General features: G+C 46.7%; 5 protein-coding genes. 2 read left to right on the top strand and 3 right to left on the bottom strand.

What is annotated here, in order from left to right; genetic code table 11:
• Positions 1-25 precede the first annotated feature (25 nt).
• Genes U2F10_RS35110 through U2F10_RS35100 form a run of 3 tightly spaced genes read right to left on the bottom strand, consistent with a single transcriptional unit; the run spans position 26 to position 10,552 of the window.
• Entirely contained in the window at positions 26-7,183 is a 7,158-nt protein-coding gene (locus U2F10_RS35110) for a choline/carnitine O-acyltransferase (RefSeq protein WP_499874783.1), read from the bottom strand.
• Between the two features lie 48 nt (positions 7,184-7,231).
• Entirely contained in the window at positions 7,232-8,458 is a 1,227-nt protein-coding gene (locus U2F10_RS35105; RefSeq protein ID WP_163665662.1) for a cytochrome P450, read from the bottom strand.
• 3 nt (positions 8,459-8,461) lie between these two features.
• Positions 8,462-10,552, bottom strand: a complete 2,091-nt coding sequence (locus U2F10_RS35100; protein WP_499874782.1) for an AMP-binding protein — start codon at positions 10,550-10,552, stop codon at positions 8,462-8,464.
• A 460-nt stretch (positions 10,553-11,012) separates the two neighbouring features.
• Here U2F10_RS35100 and U2F10_RS35095 point away from each other — a divergent pair, with 460 nt between their 5' ends.
• Positions 11,013-16,961: an amino acid adenylation domain-containing protein gene (locus U2F10_RS35095; protein ID WP_499874781.1), complete on the top strand. Its 5,949-nt coding sequence runs from the start codon at positions 11,013-11,015 to the stop codon at positions 16,959-16,961.
• Between the two features lie 55 nt (positions 16,962-17,016).
• The gene (gene kamA, locus U2F10_RS35090) at positions 17,017-18,306 is read left to right on the top strand and encodes a lysine 2,3-aminomutase (RefSeq protein WP_163665656.1); all 1,290 of its coding nucleotides are present in this window, start codon (positions 17,017-17,019) and stop codon (positions 18,304-18,306) included.
• The last annotated feature ends 340 nt before the right edge of the window (positions 18,307-18,646 follow it).

Genomic DNA, 18,646 nt, shown 5'->3' with positions numbered 1-18,646 from the left:
ACCCTGAGAAATTCGCCACTTCGGTCTATATTTTAGATGTAGGCATTTGACTGATAAGCAATGCCTTAACGTCTTCTGCAGACTGCTGTAAACATTGCGTAAATTGGTTGATCGACTCTGACCAACTGGTAACGACACAGAGAAAACAATCACCCATCAAAATATAACTAAAGCCATAACCGTCAGGGGTATCCGGTGCAAAGGAACCTGGATACATCCCCCTCTCTATATCTTCTTTCGCCCCCATAAACTTAGTTAGAAAAGACTCCATAAACCCAGTGGTGGCTACAACACTTTTGGTCAGAATTTGTGTATACGCCTTATCCTGAAAAATCTCAGGCATAAAATTTTGTTGTTTGGCTAGTTCATGAAGGGCGAATAAATGTCGATCCACTCCGTAGCCAGACATACAAAGAGATTTTCGCTGATCATGCTTAGCCATAGCCTGGCAAAGAGCTGCGTAACCGTCTTCAGCATTAGCCCCCTGTTCAAAACATTGAATCAAGTGCAATGACTCTGGGGTAACCGGACGTAAAACCTCTGTGCGCCCATAACGAAAATGTCGAGTGGACACGGGTTGATAAATATTATCCACCTGGCCATGGCAACGGGCATAGGCCAGCTGCAAAATCAGTTGAGCAATCGCCTCTGGATTCTTAAATTGATGTCGAGCAATCAAGTCCTCACCTAACCCTTCAATGGCTAAACTGCGAAACTGAAACGTCTGCGACAGTTTATCGAACTCCGATTTCGCCCGTTCTATGGATTGTGTCAGCTCGTTACTGAGCACCCATTCTAACCTGGTAGGTGACTGCATCAGTTTATCTTGTGCTTGTGCAGGATAAACTGATGCAACCAGTTGTTGATCTAGAAAAGTATCAATGTATTTGCTTATATCTCTTAGCAATCGAGCAATTAATAAACTATCCACAGGGGCATGATCCACATTTGCCCCCCATTTGCATCCAGGGGTAACAATTAATTGTAAGGTTTTATCAAACCAGCGATTGCTACCATTTCCATACAGAGTTTGCTGACTCCATGTTTCTAATGTATCTGGGATTTCATGGTCTAAACAAAGGATAAACAGGGCAGCATCTATTGCTTTCAGTGCGGTTGCATTAGATAAAGCCAATGCAGACCTAAAAACTGCCCATTCTGTACGATGTAGGGTTGTTAGTAGCCCAACGGTTGGTATTTCTTCTTTGGGAGCACTCAGAATATCATCAATCTGTCTCTCCACTTGCTGAACTAACGTGTCAGCTTTATTTAAATCGATGGTGACAACATAGAACTGACTGTCATAGGCAACAATAAAATGCTCATTAGCTAACGGTGATAAAGTCTGGTGTTGGGTTGGAGTATAGAGGTTATCTTGGGCAATTTTAGGAATCCGATTGGTGCGGAAGAGCCTGGCGTACTGACACATACAGAGGTGGATATCACCTACTTTGTCGGGTTCTAAGGTACCATTTTTAATTTTCAGGTAAAAGTGGAGGACACCACTGCTTAATAATGCAATTTGTCGAGACCACTTAAGCTCTGAGACTTGTGGTGAAGCTTCAAACAATAAATTATAATTTTGGAAAACAGATAGGGGCTTTCGGATAGACAGAAACTCTTGTTCTCGGAAGTCATACATGTACCCCTTTGTTGTTGAGTTATGATGAATTTCCAGGAGCTTTTGTAGCTTAATGCCTTTGCCAGTGAGGAATTTCTCGACCGCTGCTTGGGTCTTTCTTTGTTCTGGTTCTGTTAAAAACGGTGTGACAATTTCCAGGTAGCGATCGCAGGTTTCCGCCAAAGAAGGTAATGGTATCTTAGGCAGATCAGCTACACTATCTGACTCACTGACTGCATTACTGTCATGCGATATGGGCGTTTTAGCAGAGTCAATGGAGAAAATCTTAAGGTTTAACTGCTGATGGGCAAATTGGGCCAACGCCAATACACTGGCTTTTCCCGTAAATTGAGTAACCGGAATATCTAACCGTAGCTGGACTTGTAATCGGTTACGGAATTCAACGGCCATGAGTGAATCCATGCCCAGGTCAAAGAAATTCTCATCTGGATTTGGCAACTGAGCCAGGCCGAGAATCCGTTGTAGCTCTCCTTGAATATGACGCAACAACAAGGAGGCGCGGTCAGATGGGAGGGCGTTTCGCAGTTGTTGAACCAGCTCACTCTGGCCAGTGAGCGTGGGTAGGGAGATCAATTGACTCAATATCGGAGAGCGCACTCCCCCCAAGTGGCGACCCATGCGATTCCAGTCGACATCCAGGACTATCCCGGTGGAGGTGTCGGTTGCCAGTAACTGTGCCATTGCCTGGTGGGCGTCCTGAGCTTGTAGGGGGACCAGTCCCCGTTTGACTACGTTGGCACGCACGTTGGCATTAGCGGCCATGCCAACATTGGCCCACGGTCCCCAGTTTATGCTGGTGCCGCAGCGCCCCAGCGCACGACGATGCTGGGCCAGACCATCGAGGAATCCATTGGCGGTGGCATAATTGCTCTGTCCTGCAGACCCCAACGTGGATGCTACTGATGAATAGAGGACAAAGAAATCTAAGTCATGGTGAACCGTGGCCTGGTGTAGATGCCAGGCACCTTGCACCTTGGGGGCAAGCACCCGAGCAAAGCGTTCAGGTGTTTGTTCACTGATGCTACCGTCATCAAGAATCCCAGCGGCATGGATCAGGCCAGCCAGATGTGGCCATTTTTGGCCAAAGCCGTTGATCAGTTCACTCACTTGCTCCGGATTGGTGACATCCGCTGCTTGGACTTCAATGGTGCCGTCATAGGTTTGTTCAAGTTCAGTAAGCTGTTGTCGAATGGCTTCATCAGCGTCCCGCCGACTGCTGAGCACCACATGCTGGGCTCCCTGTTCCAGAAGCCACTGGCAAGCCTGGAAACCTAAGGCTCCTAATCCGCCAGTAATGAGATAACTGCCATCGGCTCGGATATTCAGCGACTCAGCGACGTCGAGTTGAGTACGGTCGAGTTGAGTGCGAGTGAGTCTCGGCACAAAGATCAGTTCTTCCCGCAGTACACACTGTGACTCCATGGAGTGCATTAAACCTGCAGACAAGGAGACAGTATCAAGGCTGTCAACATCCAGTAGCCGTAATCCGAGTTGCGGTTGTTCAATCTGGATAGTTCGGCCAAGGCCCCAGAGTGCAGATTGAGCCGGTGCTACATCGGCTGTGGCATCCACTGTTATGGCCCGTTGAGTTATCAGCGTTAGCCCATGGGGTAGAGGCACATCCTGAGTTAGCAGTGTCTGAACCACCTGAAGAATGGTATTGGCATTCTCCTCAACCTCAGCGGTCATATCGTCCATATTGACGGTACTGATCAGCACAATGCCTGTCAGGGCAGCATGCTCCGTGGGGTCTGGGGCTATCCCTTGAGTGAGCAACTCTGCCAATTGTTCAGGTAAACCACACAACACCGACTGTTCTTGGGCCGCTAACTGCTCACTCAGGGTGGCACAACCATCGACCTCGCCCAAGATAAGCCATGGTGCCATGGTGGTTTCAATATTGACTGTCTGATTGCGAACGACGGGTTGCCATTGGGTCTTATATAACAACTGCGTTGTTGATTGAACTTGCTCTCGCAGCAGGTTATCACTAGCTGCTCGCTTAATAACAAAGTTTTGGATGCCGCCGAATACGTTACCTTGCTCATCGACAAACGTGAGATGCGAGGTTATTGTCTGCTCCGTGGCATCAATTTCGCTGATCTGGGCATAGCAGAATAGATGGGAGGGGGCAGAGCGCTGTAGCTCAAGCTGACCATATCGCAGGGGTAGATAGAGCCCACCATCTAAAGTCTCATCCATGGCACCAAAGAGGGTTTGGGTACAAGCATCTAACAAGGCTGGATGAATCGGCTCGATTTGTTCGGCAGCTACCAGTGCCTCAGGCAACATTACTTCAGCCAGGGATTCACCAGTTCTCCCCCATAGCTGTTGAATCCCTCGAAATGCAGGGCCGAATTCGAGGCCAGTGGCCCCTAAATGCTCATACATCTGATCCACTGAGTGAGATGGGAGATGAGATTGGAGCTGTTCAAGATCGATGTATTTATTGATGAATTCAGAACCTGAGGAGGCGAGACCAATACGGCCATAACTATGGAGTTGCCAGGTTCCGGCTTGGGATAATGTGCGGCTATAAATGGTGAAGCGTTGCTGTTCACCCTCTCCTCCTGTTTCCAGGTGTAGCTGGAGTTCACAGAGTTCCGATACCAGCAGAGGCCGCTCAAAGGTCACATCGTGCAGTTGAGTAGGATCTTGCTGCGAGGCCATTGCCATGACGGCAAAGGCAGCTCCGGGCATAATTGTGTTTTGGTACACCTGATGATCGGCTAGCCACCCTTGATTGGGTGCGAATTGCTGGCTATAAAGTGTTGCTCCGCTTGCAACTTCGGTTTTGATACCTAAGAGAGGATGCATTGCCTGGCCTGGCAGTGTGCGTTGTTTGGTGACCTCAACCCAATAGCGTTGACGCTGGAAGGGATAGGTGGGCAGAGTAACTTTTTGAGGGTCATACCCTTGATAGACTCCAGACCAATTGATCCTGGCTCCTTTGACATAGAGCTTACCCAGGCTTTGCAAGAGGATTTGCCAATCATTTCCTTGCTTTGGATATAAACTAGGTAGCCAGAGATAGTCTCCAGTGGGTAGACATTGTTGTCCCATGCTCATGAGTATGGGTTTAGGGCCAATTTCTAAAAAGACTTTATGGCCCTGCCCTGCTAAGGTGGCCATGCCCTCCGCAAACCGCACGGGCGATCGCACATGGTTAACCCAATAGTCAGGTGTTGCCAGGTGTTCTGTGACGTATTGACCAGTCACATTGACAACCATGGGTAGCCGAGGTTTTTGGTAACTGATTTGCTCGGCGACAGAGCGAAACTCCGCCAGCATGGGTTCCATTAACGCTGAGTGGAATCCATGGGAAACCCTCAGGGGGGTGACTTTGATTTGCCGGGCTACACACACAGCTGTGATCTGTTGCAGATCGGTTAGCGGACCTGAAATAACAGTATTATTGGGGCTATTTAATGCTGCGATCGCAACAGACTCCAACCCCTCAGCCTGCAGCATAGCGTTAATCTTTGTACCAGAGGCCATAACAGCAACCATCCCCCCTCCCCTGGGCAGAGCTTGCATAAGACGGCCACGGGCTGCAATTAGCTTCAGACCATCGTCAAGGCTGAAAACCCCAGCAATACAAGCCGCTACATATTCCCCCACACTATGGCCCATGACGACATCAGGCTGAATACCCCAAGATTTCCAAAGTTGACAGAGAGCATATTCAATTGCAAAGAGGGCGGGTTGTGTAAAGGCCGTTTGATTGAGCAACGCTTCCATTGCTTCAGGATCGGCAGCCGAGTAAAGAATCTCCAGTATGGACCGGTCTAGATGAGGCTTTAAGATCGCATCACACTGCTCCATACTCTGACGGAAGATGGGTTGGGTTTCATAGAGTTTCTGTCCCATCCGAAAATATTGAGACCCCTGACCACTAAATAAAAACGCAACTTTGGGTTGAGATGCCGTGACTGCCAGCACACCCTCAGTAATGCCAGGAGCTGTTTCTCCAGCACAAAAATCTTGCAGTTTTTGTTGTAAATCACTGATTGAGTTTGCCGTTACCACCAGACGATGATCAAAATGAGATCGCCCTACATTGGTGGTGTAACAAATATCTGTCAGGTCCACCTCAGGATGCGTTTCTAAATAGTTTTGATAGCTGACAGCCAGTGCTTTGAGGGCTTGATCTGTTTTGGCCGATAGGGTGAGTAAATTGAGAGGCCGTTGCTCTGGTGGATGGTGCGACTGGAGAGAGTTTGGTCGCTGTTTTCCAGATTGAACCGGTGCTGATTCTAAGACGAGATGGGCATTGGTTCCACCAAATCCAAATGAACTGATACCTACCAGGATAGGGCCGTCTTGTTCAGGTAAGTGTTCTAATTTCTGTTGCACTCGAATCGGCAGCTTGTGAAATTTGATATGGGGATTAGGTGATTCGAAGAGTGCCTGAGGAGGAAATTCACGTTGTTTGAGCGACAAGGCGACCTTGATCAAACCGGCAATGCCAGCAGCAGCTTCTAGGTGACCAATATTGGCTTTTACCGCCCCAACACGACAGATATCACCTGGCTGCCGCCCCTCGGCTAGCACCTTACCCAAAGACTTTAATTCAATATAGTCGCCGAGCTTAGTGCCGGTACCGTGGGTTTCGACATAGTGCACTTGACTGGGGAGTACATCTGCATCCCGATAGGCCGCCCGCAACACGGCCTCCTGAGAGACAGGGTTAGGTGCCGTAATCCCATTGCTGGTGCCATCTTGGTTGATGGCGCTGCCCCGAATGACGGCATAGATGAGATCGCCCTCTGCCAGCGCCTGACTCAAGGGCTTCAAGACAACAATCCCCACCCCTTCACTGCGGACATAACCATCTGCACGGGCATCAAACGTTTTACACCGGCCATCTGCCGCCATAAAACCAGCCTTCGAGAAGCTAACCGTACTGGAGGGAAGTAACAGAATATTGGCTCCCCCAGCTATGGCTAGGGGAGATTCCCCCCTCCAGAGACTTTGACAGGCTAGATGAACTGCCACTAACGACGACGAGCAAGCCGTATCAATGGCCATGCTCGGACCTGTCCAATTAAAGAGATAAGACAGGCGATTTGCCACAATTGAATTAGCCGTGCCAATGGCGGCATGGGGTTCATTTTGAGTATGGCCCCAGGTCAACACAGAATAATCATGGGTACTAATTCCGGTAAAAACACCCACGGATTTCCCTGACGTCTGTTGTGGAATAATATTGGCATTTTCAAGAGCTTCCCAGGCCACCTCCAACAAGAGCCGCTGTTGCGGGTCCATGTTGATGGCTTCACGGGGAGAAATATTAAAAAATTGTGGGTCGAATTGATCCACCTGGGGCAAAAAACCACCCCAACGGGTATTCATTTTGTCAGGCTTGGCGGGATCTGGATCGTAGAATGCATCAATATCCCATCGAGAGTCGGGGATCTCGGTAATTGCATCTCCACCCCGCCTGAGGAACTCCCAAAAGGCTTCTGGATTTTCACTGCCTGGAAACCGGCAACTAAGCCCGATGATCGCGATAGGGTCTTTTCTGGTCTCAACACTCACTTAACAAGTACTCCCGATCTGATGTCCAAAATTCTTGTTCAACGGTGACTACGTTGACTGGCTGGCCTCAAATGTCACAGGCAATGACTTCAGGCCCCTCAAAACCAGGTTTTTTCGCCACTTCAAAGGTTCAGGAGCCAATTTAAGATACAGTAATTTCTGAATCATTGTGTTAATCGCGATCTGACCCTGCATCCGGGCTAAAGCAGCACCCAAACAATAATGAATCCCCGATCCAAACGGAATGGGTTGGCCCTGATGACGGAGAAAATGCAATCGATCGGGTTCTGAGAATTGATGTGGATCTCGATTGGCAGCGCCAAGGGCTAAAAAGATTCTTTCGCCAGCTCTGATTGTTTTACCACCAATGTCTAGATCACTCGTAGCCATGCGCGCTAGAAATTGCACTGGGCTATCATAACGCAGTAGTTCCTCTACCCCCTTTTTGATCAGTGTTGGCTCCTGTTTAAGCTGTTTAAGCTGCTGAGGATGATTGAGAAGGGCTAGCATACTATTCCCAATCATGTTTTCCGTTGTTTCTTGCCCCACACTAAATAACATCACACAGAACCCTAAGAAATCTTCCTCAGAAAGAACATTACTGTGGGTTTGCGTTCTCAAAAGCTGACTCAATAAATCAGAACCCGGACTTTTTTTTCTCTGTTCAATCAAGGTTTGAAAGTAACCTTTAAAGGCCTGAGCAGCCTCCTCCATACGACCATAGCCTCTTAAAGAAATGGGCTGATCAAAAACTCGAAACAAAGTGTACGACCATTGCGTAAGCTGAGTCTGGTCTTCTGAAGGGATATCAAGTATTGTAGAAATCACTAATGTGGGTAAGGGGGCGGCCAGGTCTGACATAATATCCATTCTCCCCTGATCTAGGACGTTAGCAATTAGCTGATCCACAATAGTTTGAATCTGAGTGCGAAGTTGCTCAACCGCAGCACTGGCAAAATAATTGCTCACCAGATTCCGAAAGTGGGTATGATCTGGGGGATTTTGGAAAAATAACCAGGCCCCAATCGTTTGTTGCAAATGGGCAAAGTTTTGTCCGGACTCTAGATAAGCCGCTTTCTGACCCAATCGATCTGGCAAATTGTCAACTTGAACCCGATGATCACTCAAAATAGCCTTGACATCAGCATAACGAGTGAGCACCCAGGCTCCCGTAAAACTGGCGGTTTGATGAACTGGGTCCTGCTCTCGTAATTGTTGAAAAAAGGGGTAGGGGTTAGCTCGAAACTCTGGTAAAAATGGATTAAACTCGATCACGGCCTAATCCCCCTCAACAAAGTATTCCGCTAGTTTCCTAATACTGGGATATCGCCAGAATACATCAGGTTCGATTTCATCATTCAGCCAGTCTTCTAATTCTCCTGTTAAGTTGAGGGCTACGGATGAATCTAATCCATAATCTGCAAATGGCAGGCGTGGGTCGATCGTGCTTGGTGCTACCTTTAAATATCGAGCTAAATTCTGGATTAACCAGTCTTCAATCGCTGCTTTTGTAACTGGTGCTTGGGCCGTCGCACTCTCTTTCACCTGCCGTTCCTCCTCTGAACAAGGCGTGGTTGATTCATTCTGAAAAGAGTTCACTGGAAAGTGAGATCGTCCAACAACATTTAAGGTATTCTCCAAAAAACGATCACGGCAGATGTAGCGTTGAATCTTGCCGCTAGATGTTTTCGGTAAACTTCCAGCTTTCAAGAGAATGACTTCTGATACTTGTAGCTCATAGTGCCGTGAAATAGCCTGACGAATCGCATTCATTACCGACTCAGCATCCAGGTCTTTGATCGCAGTACGCTCTACTTCATGCAAAATAATTAACGCCTCAGTCCCCTCTAGGTCAACTGAAAAAGCTGCACTACCATGAGGGCGTAAGGCTGGGTGACTTCGGGTTGCAACATATTCGATATCTTCAGGAGCATAGTTCTGACCTCGAATGATAATGAGATCTTTAAGGCGTCCTGTAACAAAGAGTTCGCGCTCTACCCAAAAGCCTAAATCACCGGTTCTGAGAAAAGGTGATTCAGTGTGTTCACCAATCGCTGTACGAGTCGTCTCACCCAAGCAAGCCTTAAACGCCGTTGCCGTTTCCTGCTGCCAGTAGCCCTGGGCCACACTTGGACCCCGCACCCAAATCTCCCCAACTTGTCCTACGGCACAGATATCGTGACTCTGAGGATCGACAACCACAACATCCATATCATTTCTAGCTGGGCCGCACCCGACTAGACTCTGGGCTAGATTTTGATCAATGTCTGGTGTACCAGGCTTATGAAATTTGGGTGGCTGCAGCCGATTACCTCCAGTCACCATCAAGGTCGCCTCTGCTAGACCATAGCAGGGATAAAATGCCTCTGATCGAAAGCCACAGGCTGAAAATTTAGCCGAAAACTGTTGTATTGTTGCAGGTCGTACTGGCTCTGCCCCTGTGAAAGCAACGTCCCAAGAACTCAAATCGAGATGATGTAGCTCCTCTGGCTTTATCCGTTGCACACAGAGATCGTACGCAAAGTTCGGTCCTCCGCTGGTTGTTGCCTGATAATCAGAGATCGCTTGCAACCAACGGATTGGTTTTTTCAAAAATGCAGTGGCTGGCATCAACACAACTGGGAAACCAACGAAGAGGGGTTGAAGCATGCCACCGATTAAGCCCATGTCGTGATATGGAGGCAGCCAAATGACACCCTGGCTCTGGGGAGTATGACCAAAACCAGCCTGAATCTGAGTTAGATTGTGCTGTAAATTGGCATGGCTGATCATCACGCCTTTGGGGGAGCCAGTGGAGCCTGAGGTATATTGCACGAATGCCAGGGTTTCTGGTGCAATATCTAACGGCGGCCAATCAGCTCCAGTCTCGTCAGCCCATTGGTCAATCGCAACGCAGCGTATTTGTTCGAGCTGAAGTTCTTGACAGTGCGATCGCACCTGCTCAAGCTGATCCTGAGTTGTTAGAACTAGGGTGGGTTCTGCATCATGGGCGATCGCAGCCAGGCGCTCCAGATGTTGTGGTCGGCGCACAGGATATGTGGGAACCGCAATCACGTTAGCCAGTAGGCATCCTAAGAATGCCATAACAAACTCTAACCCAGGCGAAAAAAGCAGTAGCGCTCTGTCTCCAGGGGCTGTGAGTGAGCGTAATCTAGCCGCGATCGTCTGTACCCGATCGCCCAGTTGCTGATAGGTTAGACTCGCCGTCTCGGCTTCACCATTATTTAGAAAAGTATAGGCACGTTGACTGGGAAATTGATGAACATGCGACAGGAAAATTTCAGGCAAATTAGCCTTCGACACCGATTGAGGAAACGGCTCAATATCCGTTTTAACCGGTTGGATGTCTTCGAAATTTTGATGTTGCATCAGATATAAGCATCCATCTTTTCATTGTTGCAATTCTATTATCTCGGAGATCCCTGGCAGAAAAAATCCCGAAAAGTTCAGATTTATTCAGATAAAAGTTCAGGTTTATTCAGGTGTTTGAGAAATAGATGATTAAGGTTACCCCACAGGCCTATGCAGATCACGCGGTGCAACGTCACACCGAGACCGTTTGAGAATCACCCAAAAACTTTTCTAAAGAAAGATTCTTACCTTCAGGGGATAATCAGTACTAACACCAACAGAACTACTCTAATTAGAGCTGGTACGGTTACAACTGTACTTTCACTGAATTGTATTTGATTGCTTTTATGCACTCTATCTGTTACCTTTCCGCTTAAGGGTATTGTTAGTCACTTCACACACATAGCCGATGCTACAGTCGCTAGCAGAAAAGTTACAGAAATCTAAATAAAAAATCAAGAATCAAAAAAGGGTAAATATGGCTGTATCTAAAAATGAGAATTTAGATCTTTCTTATGTGGGTTGGGATGATACAGCCAGGGAGTACCCGTGCAATCAGCGTATTCATCAGTTATTTGAAACACAAGTTATAAAGACACCTGATGCGATCGCATTGGTGTTTGGGCAACAGCAACTAACCTATCAGCAATTAAATGACAAAGCTAATCAATTAGCCCACTATCTAATAGACCAGGGGGTTGGACCAGAAGTGCTCGTAGGATTGTGTTTAGAGCGATCCATTGACTTGATGGTTGGACTGTTGGGGATTTTGAAAGCTGGGGGAGCCTATGCCTCCTTTGACCCTAGCTATCCTCAAGAAAGACTCCAGTTTATGGTTGCCGATACTCAGGTATCAGTCATAGTAACCCACAGCCATTTGTTATCCAGATTACCTGAGCATTCGGCAGTCGTCATTTGTTTAGATACCGATAGCACGGTCATTTCTCAGAAGAGTCAGTCTAACCCTCTCACTCAAGTTACCCCTAACAATTTAGCCTATATTATCTATACATCTGGATCGACTGGAACGCCAAAAGGGGTGATGATTGAACATCAGACTGTGAGAAATTTCACCCAATCTATTACAGCAAAATATTGTCTTTCGTCGTCGGATCGCGTTCTACAATTTGCCTCAGTCAGCTTCGATACATCTGTTGAAGAAATTTACCCCTGTTGGCACGCAGGAGCAACTCTGGTATTGCGCACAGAGGATATGAATGACATCGCGACACTTATTCAAAAGTGTCATGATTGGCAGATCACTGTTTTAAACTTGCCAACAGCTTACTGGCATCACATCTGTTCTCAATTTTCCGAATCTCAGATCACCCTTAATCCATCGCTTCGACTCGTGATTATTGGTGGAGAAGGTGCTGATCCAGAACAAGTTCGACGCTGGCTCGATCATTGCGGTGATTATCCTCAGCTTGTCAACAGTTACGGTCCTACAGAGGTGACTGTGGTAGCCACAACCTGTCACCTTTCTAAGGTGCAAATTCTTAACTGGCAAGGGAGTGAAACCTCGATTGGTAAACCCTTAGCTCATATCAAAACCTATATTCTGGATCCATCGCTACAACCTGTCCCTAAGGGGATGAAGGGAGAATTATATGTGGGCGGTATTACCCTGGCGAGGGGCTACCTCAATTTACCAGAGCTAACCACAGAAAAGTTTATTGCTAACCCCTTTGGGCCTGGAAGGCTCTATAAAACAGGCGATCTCGCCCGGTATGCCCAGGATGGCGATATTGAATATCTGGGTCGTGTAGACTATCAGGTCAAAGTTCGAGGGTTTAGGGTAGAACTGGGTGAAATCGAAACGGTCTTGAATTGTCACCCTCAAGTCAAACAAGCAGTGGTGATTACAACCCGTCAGGCTGCCCATCACACAAAAATAATTGCCTATTTTGTTGCTTCTCAGCCGTCTCCATCTCCTTTGCAACTGCGTGAGTTTCTCCAACAGAAGCTACCGGAGTATATGATCCCAAGCGCATTTGTGGCCTTAGATGTTTTTCCTCTCACCCCCAATCGAAAAGTAGATCGCCGAGCACTGCCACTACCTGATAGGAACAGTCTGCCGGAAGAGCAATACATTGCCCCCGATACTCCTCGTGGCGAAATCATCGCTAGAGCCTTTGCCGAGGTGTTAGACATCGACAAAGTTGGTATATACGATAATTTCTTTAACCTAGGTGGACATTCTTTATTGGCCATTCAGTTAGTGTCACGCCTCAGACGAACTTTTGAGGCCAATCTCTCCATTAGAACCATTTTTGAAGCGCCGACTGTTACCCAGCTAGACCAAAGGATACATCAGCTTAAAAATGCTGCCAGTAACCATCAGGCTTTCTCCATACCTCGTGTTGATCTCTCTGGTGCTGACAAATCACGACAGCAGTATCCGTTATCCTGGGCTCAAGAACGATTATGGTTTTTAGATCAACTTGAAGGCTCCAGTGCAACTTACAATATATCTGAAGCATTTTTGCTCCAAGGATCGTTGGATCTTCATGCTTTGCAACAGGCACTCTCAGCAATAGTTAATCGACATGAGATCTTACGATCCAGCTTTCAAACCGTGAATGGTGTCCCTGTTCAAGTAATACAAGCATCAACCACCATAAATATTGAGCAAATTAACTTGCAAACTTTAACAGGTGATGAACAAGCAAAAACTTTAAACCAGCAGATTCAGCAAGCGGCTGCGACTCCATTTAATTTAGAAGTCGCTCCCCTGCTGCGATGTTCTGTGTTTCGGCTGGGTACATCATCCTATACCCTTCTCTTTACCTTGCACCATATTGTTTCTGATGATTGGTCAATGGGGGTTATGATGCAAGAACTCTCGGCCCTATATCAGGCATTTTGTTTAGGAGCCCCTTCACCGCTGACCGACCTACCGATTCAGTACACAGACTTCGCAGTATGGCAGCAGCAGCAAATACAATCCGAAACCCTTAAAACGCAACTCCAGTACTGGCAAAATCAGCTTGCAGATGCGCCGGACCTATTATTATTGCCAACTGATCGCCCTCGTCCAGCGGTGCAAACCTATCAGGGAGCCAGTCAACAGTTTCTCCTGGATAGGGACCTGACTCAACAACTAAGGCGGTTATCGCAACAGCTGCAGGTCACCCTATTTATGATCTTGCACAGTGCATTTGCCACATTGCTCTACCGCTATAGTGGACAAACCGATATCTTAATTGGGTCTCCTGTTGCCAATCGCAATCATCCTGGACTAGAGCCGTTAATTGGCTTCTTTGTCAATACTCTGGTTTTAAGAACTCGCTTTGAGAACAACCTTAGTTTTGAGACCTTATTAACTCGTTTTCGAGAAACAGCCCTCCAGGCATATGAGCACCAAGGTGTCCCTTTTGCAAGAGTAGTAGAGGCCTTGAACCCCCAACGGAGTTTGAGCCACTCTCCTCTATTTCAGGTAATGTTTGCATTGCAAAATGCACCGCTGGACGACCTGGTACTTCCAGGGATAACCTTGAGTGAGTCTACGATAGAAAACACAATCTCTAAGTTTGATCTCACCCTATCCATCACTGAAAGAGAGAACCAATTAACCTGTGAATGGGAATACAACACAGACTTGTTTGATGCCTTAACGATCCAACAGATGGCGGCTCATTTCAGTAATTTGCTTTTTGCTGTAGTGATGGACCCTCAAAATTCTGTTAGCAAATTGCCCTTACTCGATGAAATTGAACGTCATCAGGCTCTAGTTACCTGGAACGATACCCAATGCCACCTTTTGCAAGAACAATGCATTCACCGGCTATTTGAGGCACAGGTTGCTAAAACCCCCGATGCTGTAGCCATTGTATTTGAGCAAGAGCAGCTCACCTACCGGCAGCTGAATCAAAAGGCCAACCGGCTGGCCCATTATCTGCAAGCACAGGGCGTAGGACCAGAGGTTCTGGTTGGGATATGTGTAAACCGATCAATTGATATGGTCGTGGCGTTGCTCGGGATTTTGAAAGCGGGTGGGGCCTATGTCCCGCTCGACCCAAACCATCCCTCAGAGCGGCTTCACAGTATCCTGACTGATGCACAGGTATCTTTACTGGTGACTCAAGCCTCATTGTACAAACAATTTCTCTCCCTTAAAAGCTCAGTTGTTTGCCTGGATGACCAGGCATCGATAATTGCCAAACAATCGCCTGAAAATCTAGATAATAGCGCAGCTTCACACAATTTAGCCTATGTTATCTATACCTCGGGTTCAACAGGACAGCCTAAGGGGGTTCAAATTGAACACAAATCGGTGGCCAATCTCCTATGCAGTTTTCAGGAGACTTTAGGAATAGATCATTCCGACCGTCTAGCTGCAGTAACAACCATAGCCTTTGATATTGCCACATTGGAGATTTATCTGCCCCTCATTAGTGGCGCTCAACTATGGCTTATTCCCCAGAATGTGGCACAAGATGGACAACAACTTAAGCATAAACTGCTTGAAATCCAGCCCACAATTATGCAGGCAACTCCCGCCACATGGCAAATGTTGTTGTTAGCTGGATGGGATGCAATCTCAACAGATATGATGATCTTATGTGGTGGTGAAACCCTGCCTCCTGAGATTGCCCGTCAGCTCTTGCCCCGTAGCAAAAATCTGTGGAACTTATATGGACCCACAGAAACAACTGTCTGGTCAAGCCAGTTCTGCGTTTCACACTCTAGCTTAGATGGAAAGGCTCATACTCAATTAACGATTCCCATTGGTTCCCCCATCGCCAATACTCAGGTTTATATCCTGGATGCAGAATTATGCCCTGTCCCCAAAGGAGTGATTGGTGAGTTATACATTGGGGGAATGGGCGTGGCCAGAGGTTATTTAAGCCGTTCCACACTGACCGCAGAGAAGTTTATTCCTAACCCCTTTGGCTCCGGACGACTCTATAAAACAGGAGATCTCGCCCGATATGCCCAGGATGGCGATATTGAATATCTGGGTCGTGTGGATTATCAGGTTAAAGTTCGAGGATTTAGAATAGAACTGGGTGAAATCGAAACCGTCCTGAGTAGCCATCCTCAAGTCAACCAAGCAGTGGTAATTACTGTAGAAGAAGAGATGCCTGAGGATAAAAGACTAGTGGCCTATATCTGTCCCTCTCTCTATCCTCCAGAGCATTCACCGACCGACCTCCGAAATTTTCTCAAACAAAAGCTGCCGGATTATATGATTCCAAGTACATTCGTAACCCTGGAGGATTTTCCCCTCAACCAAAATGGAAAAATAGATCGGAAGGAACTCTCTTTATTGGACATAGGTCAAAGTCAAGGCACCCACAACCAGCCTGAGACAGTCCCTCGTAATTTTATAGAACAAACATTGGCTAAAATTTGGCAAGATTTATTATGCAAAGAGAGCATTGGTATCCAAGATAATTTCTTTGAACTAGGCGGGCATTCTCTAAAAGCCATGCGTTTAATGGCTCAAATTCAACAATATTTTCAAATCAATTTACCCCTAGCCACATTATTTCAGCATCCCACCCTTGAAGAACTCGCAGCTGTTTTAGGATCTACCTCGTTTCAACCAAATTGGTCTCCCCTGGTACCGATTCAACCTAACGGTTCAGCGATTCCATTATTTTGTGTCCCCGGTGCTGGCGGCAATGTGCTCTATTTTTACCCCCTTGCCAGACACCTGGGTACCGATCAACCCCTGTATGGACTACAGGCTCAAGGTCTGGATGGGGAAACACCTCCTCTCCAAAGTATTGAAAGCATTGCGGAACAATATATTCAAGCGATTCAGACAGTTCAACCTGTAGGCCCCTATGTGTTCTTGGGACATTCCTTTGGTGCTCAGGTGGCTTTTGAGATGGCGCAGCAGCTTCAGCGTCAAGGACAGTCCATTGGTCGGGTTTTTATGATCGATGCGATCGCACCCTCAGCAACTAATACGACATCATCAGATGTAAGTCGCCAGAAAACCTATGCTGACTGGAATCACACCACGTGGATGCAGCTGTTAATTGGCATGATTGAGGAGCTTTTGGGTGATAGTCTCCAAATCGATGTCGATAAACTCCACTTACTCACCGAATCAGAACAAATCGACACCTTAAAACAACGGCTTGAAATGGCCGAAGTGCTCCCCCCTCAATCGGATAGCAAAATAGTCCGGGGATTGTTTCAAGTATTTCGGACTCAGTTTCAGCTGGATTATAGTCCCAGGTATACATCTCCGACTCCCATCACCCTATTTCAGGCTCAAGAGGCAAGTTTATCCCAGTATGGCCTATCAGAATCATACGAAAATTTGGCTATGGGATGGCAACCCTTCGCAGCAGAAGAGATTGACGTATATACCATTTCTGGTAGCCATGCCTCCATTATGGTTGAACCCCATATCGAAATGTTGGCTCAGAAAATTCTTAAATCTATCGAACAGATCAAAATATCTTAAGTCCTGTCATCCATCTGATTGTCCTCACTATCACCACCAAAATCCAATACCTGCCATGGCAACTTCACCACCCAACACCACCCAACACTTTACGCCCCGTCCGAAGAAATGGGTTGAGACTCCTGACCATGATTGGAATGATTGGCAATGGCAGCTCAAGCATCGGATTAGTGATTTAGAAACAATCTTACAAATTCTCCAACTTACCCCAGAGGAAAAAGCAGGTCTAAATTCAGATCATAGGTTTCGGGTTGATATTACCCCTTACTTTATGAGCTTGATAGACGCAGATAACCCCAATTGTCCGATTCGCAGACAAGTTATACCGTTAGGGAGAGAACTTCTCGCCTTTGAAGGGATGGAGGTTGATAGCCTGGAAGAAGATCAGCATAGTCCTGTGCCTGGTCTGGTGCATCGATATCCAGATCGAGTTCTGATGTTGGTTACCACGCACTGTGCCAGTTACTGTCGATATTGTACCCGAAGCCGGATGGTGGGTGATCCGAAAGCCAGTGTCAACAAACAAGGAATAGATCTTCAGATAGAGTATTTACAGAACACACCTCAGGTTAGAGATGTTCTCATTAGTGGTGGTGATCCACTGACGCTCTCTACTACTTTTCTAAATTATGTGCTGTCTCGCCTGCGGGCAGTTCCCCACATTGAAATTATTCGCATTGGTAGCCGAGTTCCTATCTTTTTACCCCAGCGCATTACCGATAAGTTGTGCAACATGCTACGGCAATACCACCCCCTCTGGCTGAATGTGCATATTAATCATCCGAAAGAAATTACCCCTGAGGCTAGCAATGCCCTGGCAAAACTGGTGGATGCAGGTATTCCCCTTGGCAATCAAAGTGTCTTACTGGCAGGGATCAACGATTCGTTAGCCATTCAAAAAGAACTTGTGCATACGTTAGTGATAAATCGCATTCGTCCTTACTATCTATACCAGTGTGACCTGGTAAAGGGATCAGGCCATTTTCGAACGCCCATCGCTAAGGGCATCGAAATCATGGAAGGCCTGAGGGGACATACTAGTGGTTATGCCGTTCCAACCTATGTAGTGGATGCCCCAGGAGGTGGCGGTAAAATTCCGATTGCACCCCAATATCTTTTGAGTCAAGGGGTTCATCAAGTTGCCTTACGCAACTACGAGGGCTACATCACCGTTTATCAAGAACCTGAAAACTATTTCTCATTCAATCAGGAAGCTCCACTCCCTGAAACTACCGGCGTATCCAGTTTATTGAGTGGACATCAAAAGCACATTAAACCAGAAAACTTTGATCAAGCCCATGATAGGAAAATGAACATCAAAGATAAAACAGTCACATCTGGCTAGTCTGACTATTTTCCCAAACACCTGAATAAATCTGAACTTTTATCTGAATAAACCTGAACTTTTCGGGATGTTTTCTGTCGGACATCTTTAAGATAATAGAACCATAATAATTACAAAGATGGATGCTTATCTCTAATGCGACACCAAACATATTAAGACATCCAATATGCTAAATTGCATATTGGGCCATTAATTAACCTTAGAATCCATGTGAGGTTCTAAAGCTCTTGATTACAGTCATCACACATGTTGTTATTTGTTTTTCGCCCACAACATTGAACGATGAGTGTGATTCATTCAGTGTTACATAATTACACACTGAAGTTTTTAAGACAGGAAC

Source organism: Leptothoe sp. EHU-05/26/07-4 (assembly GCF_043421015.1).
GTDB lineage: Bacteria > Cyanobacteriota > Cyanobacteriia > Phormidesmidales > Phormidesmidaceae > Leptothoe > Leptothoe turfae.
The sequence above is the reverse complement of the archived record's forward strand: the minus strand, read 5'-3'. Positions and strand labels throughout refer to the sequence as shown.

Coding starts and splice junctions, on each gene's coding strand:
- U2F10_RS35095 (WP_499874781.1), top strand. CDS start 11,013: ATGGCTGTATCTAAAAATGAGAATTTAGATCTTTCTTATGTGGGTTGG.
- kamA (WP_163665656.1), top strand. CDS start 17,017: ATGGCAACTTCACCACCCAACACCACCCAACACTTTACGCCCCGTCCG.
- U2F10_RS35100 (WP_499874782.1), bottom strand. CDS start 10,552: ATGCAACATCAAAATTTCGAAGACATCCAACCGGTTAAAACGGATATT.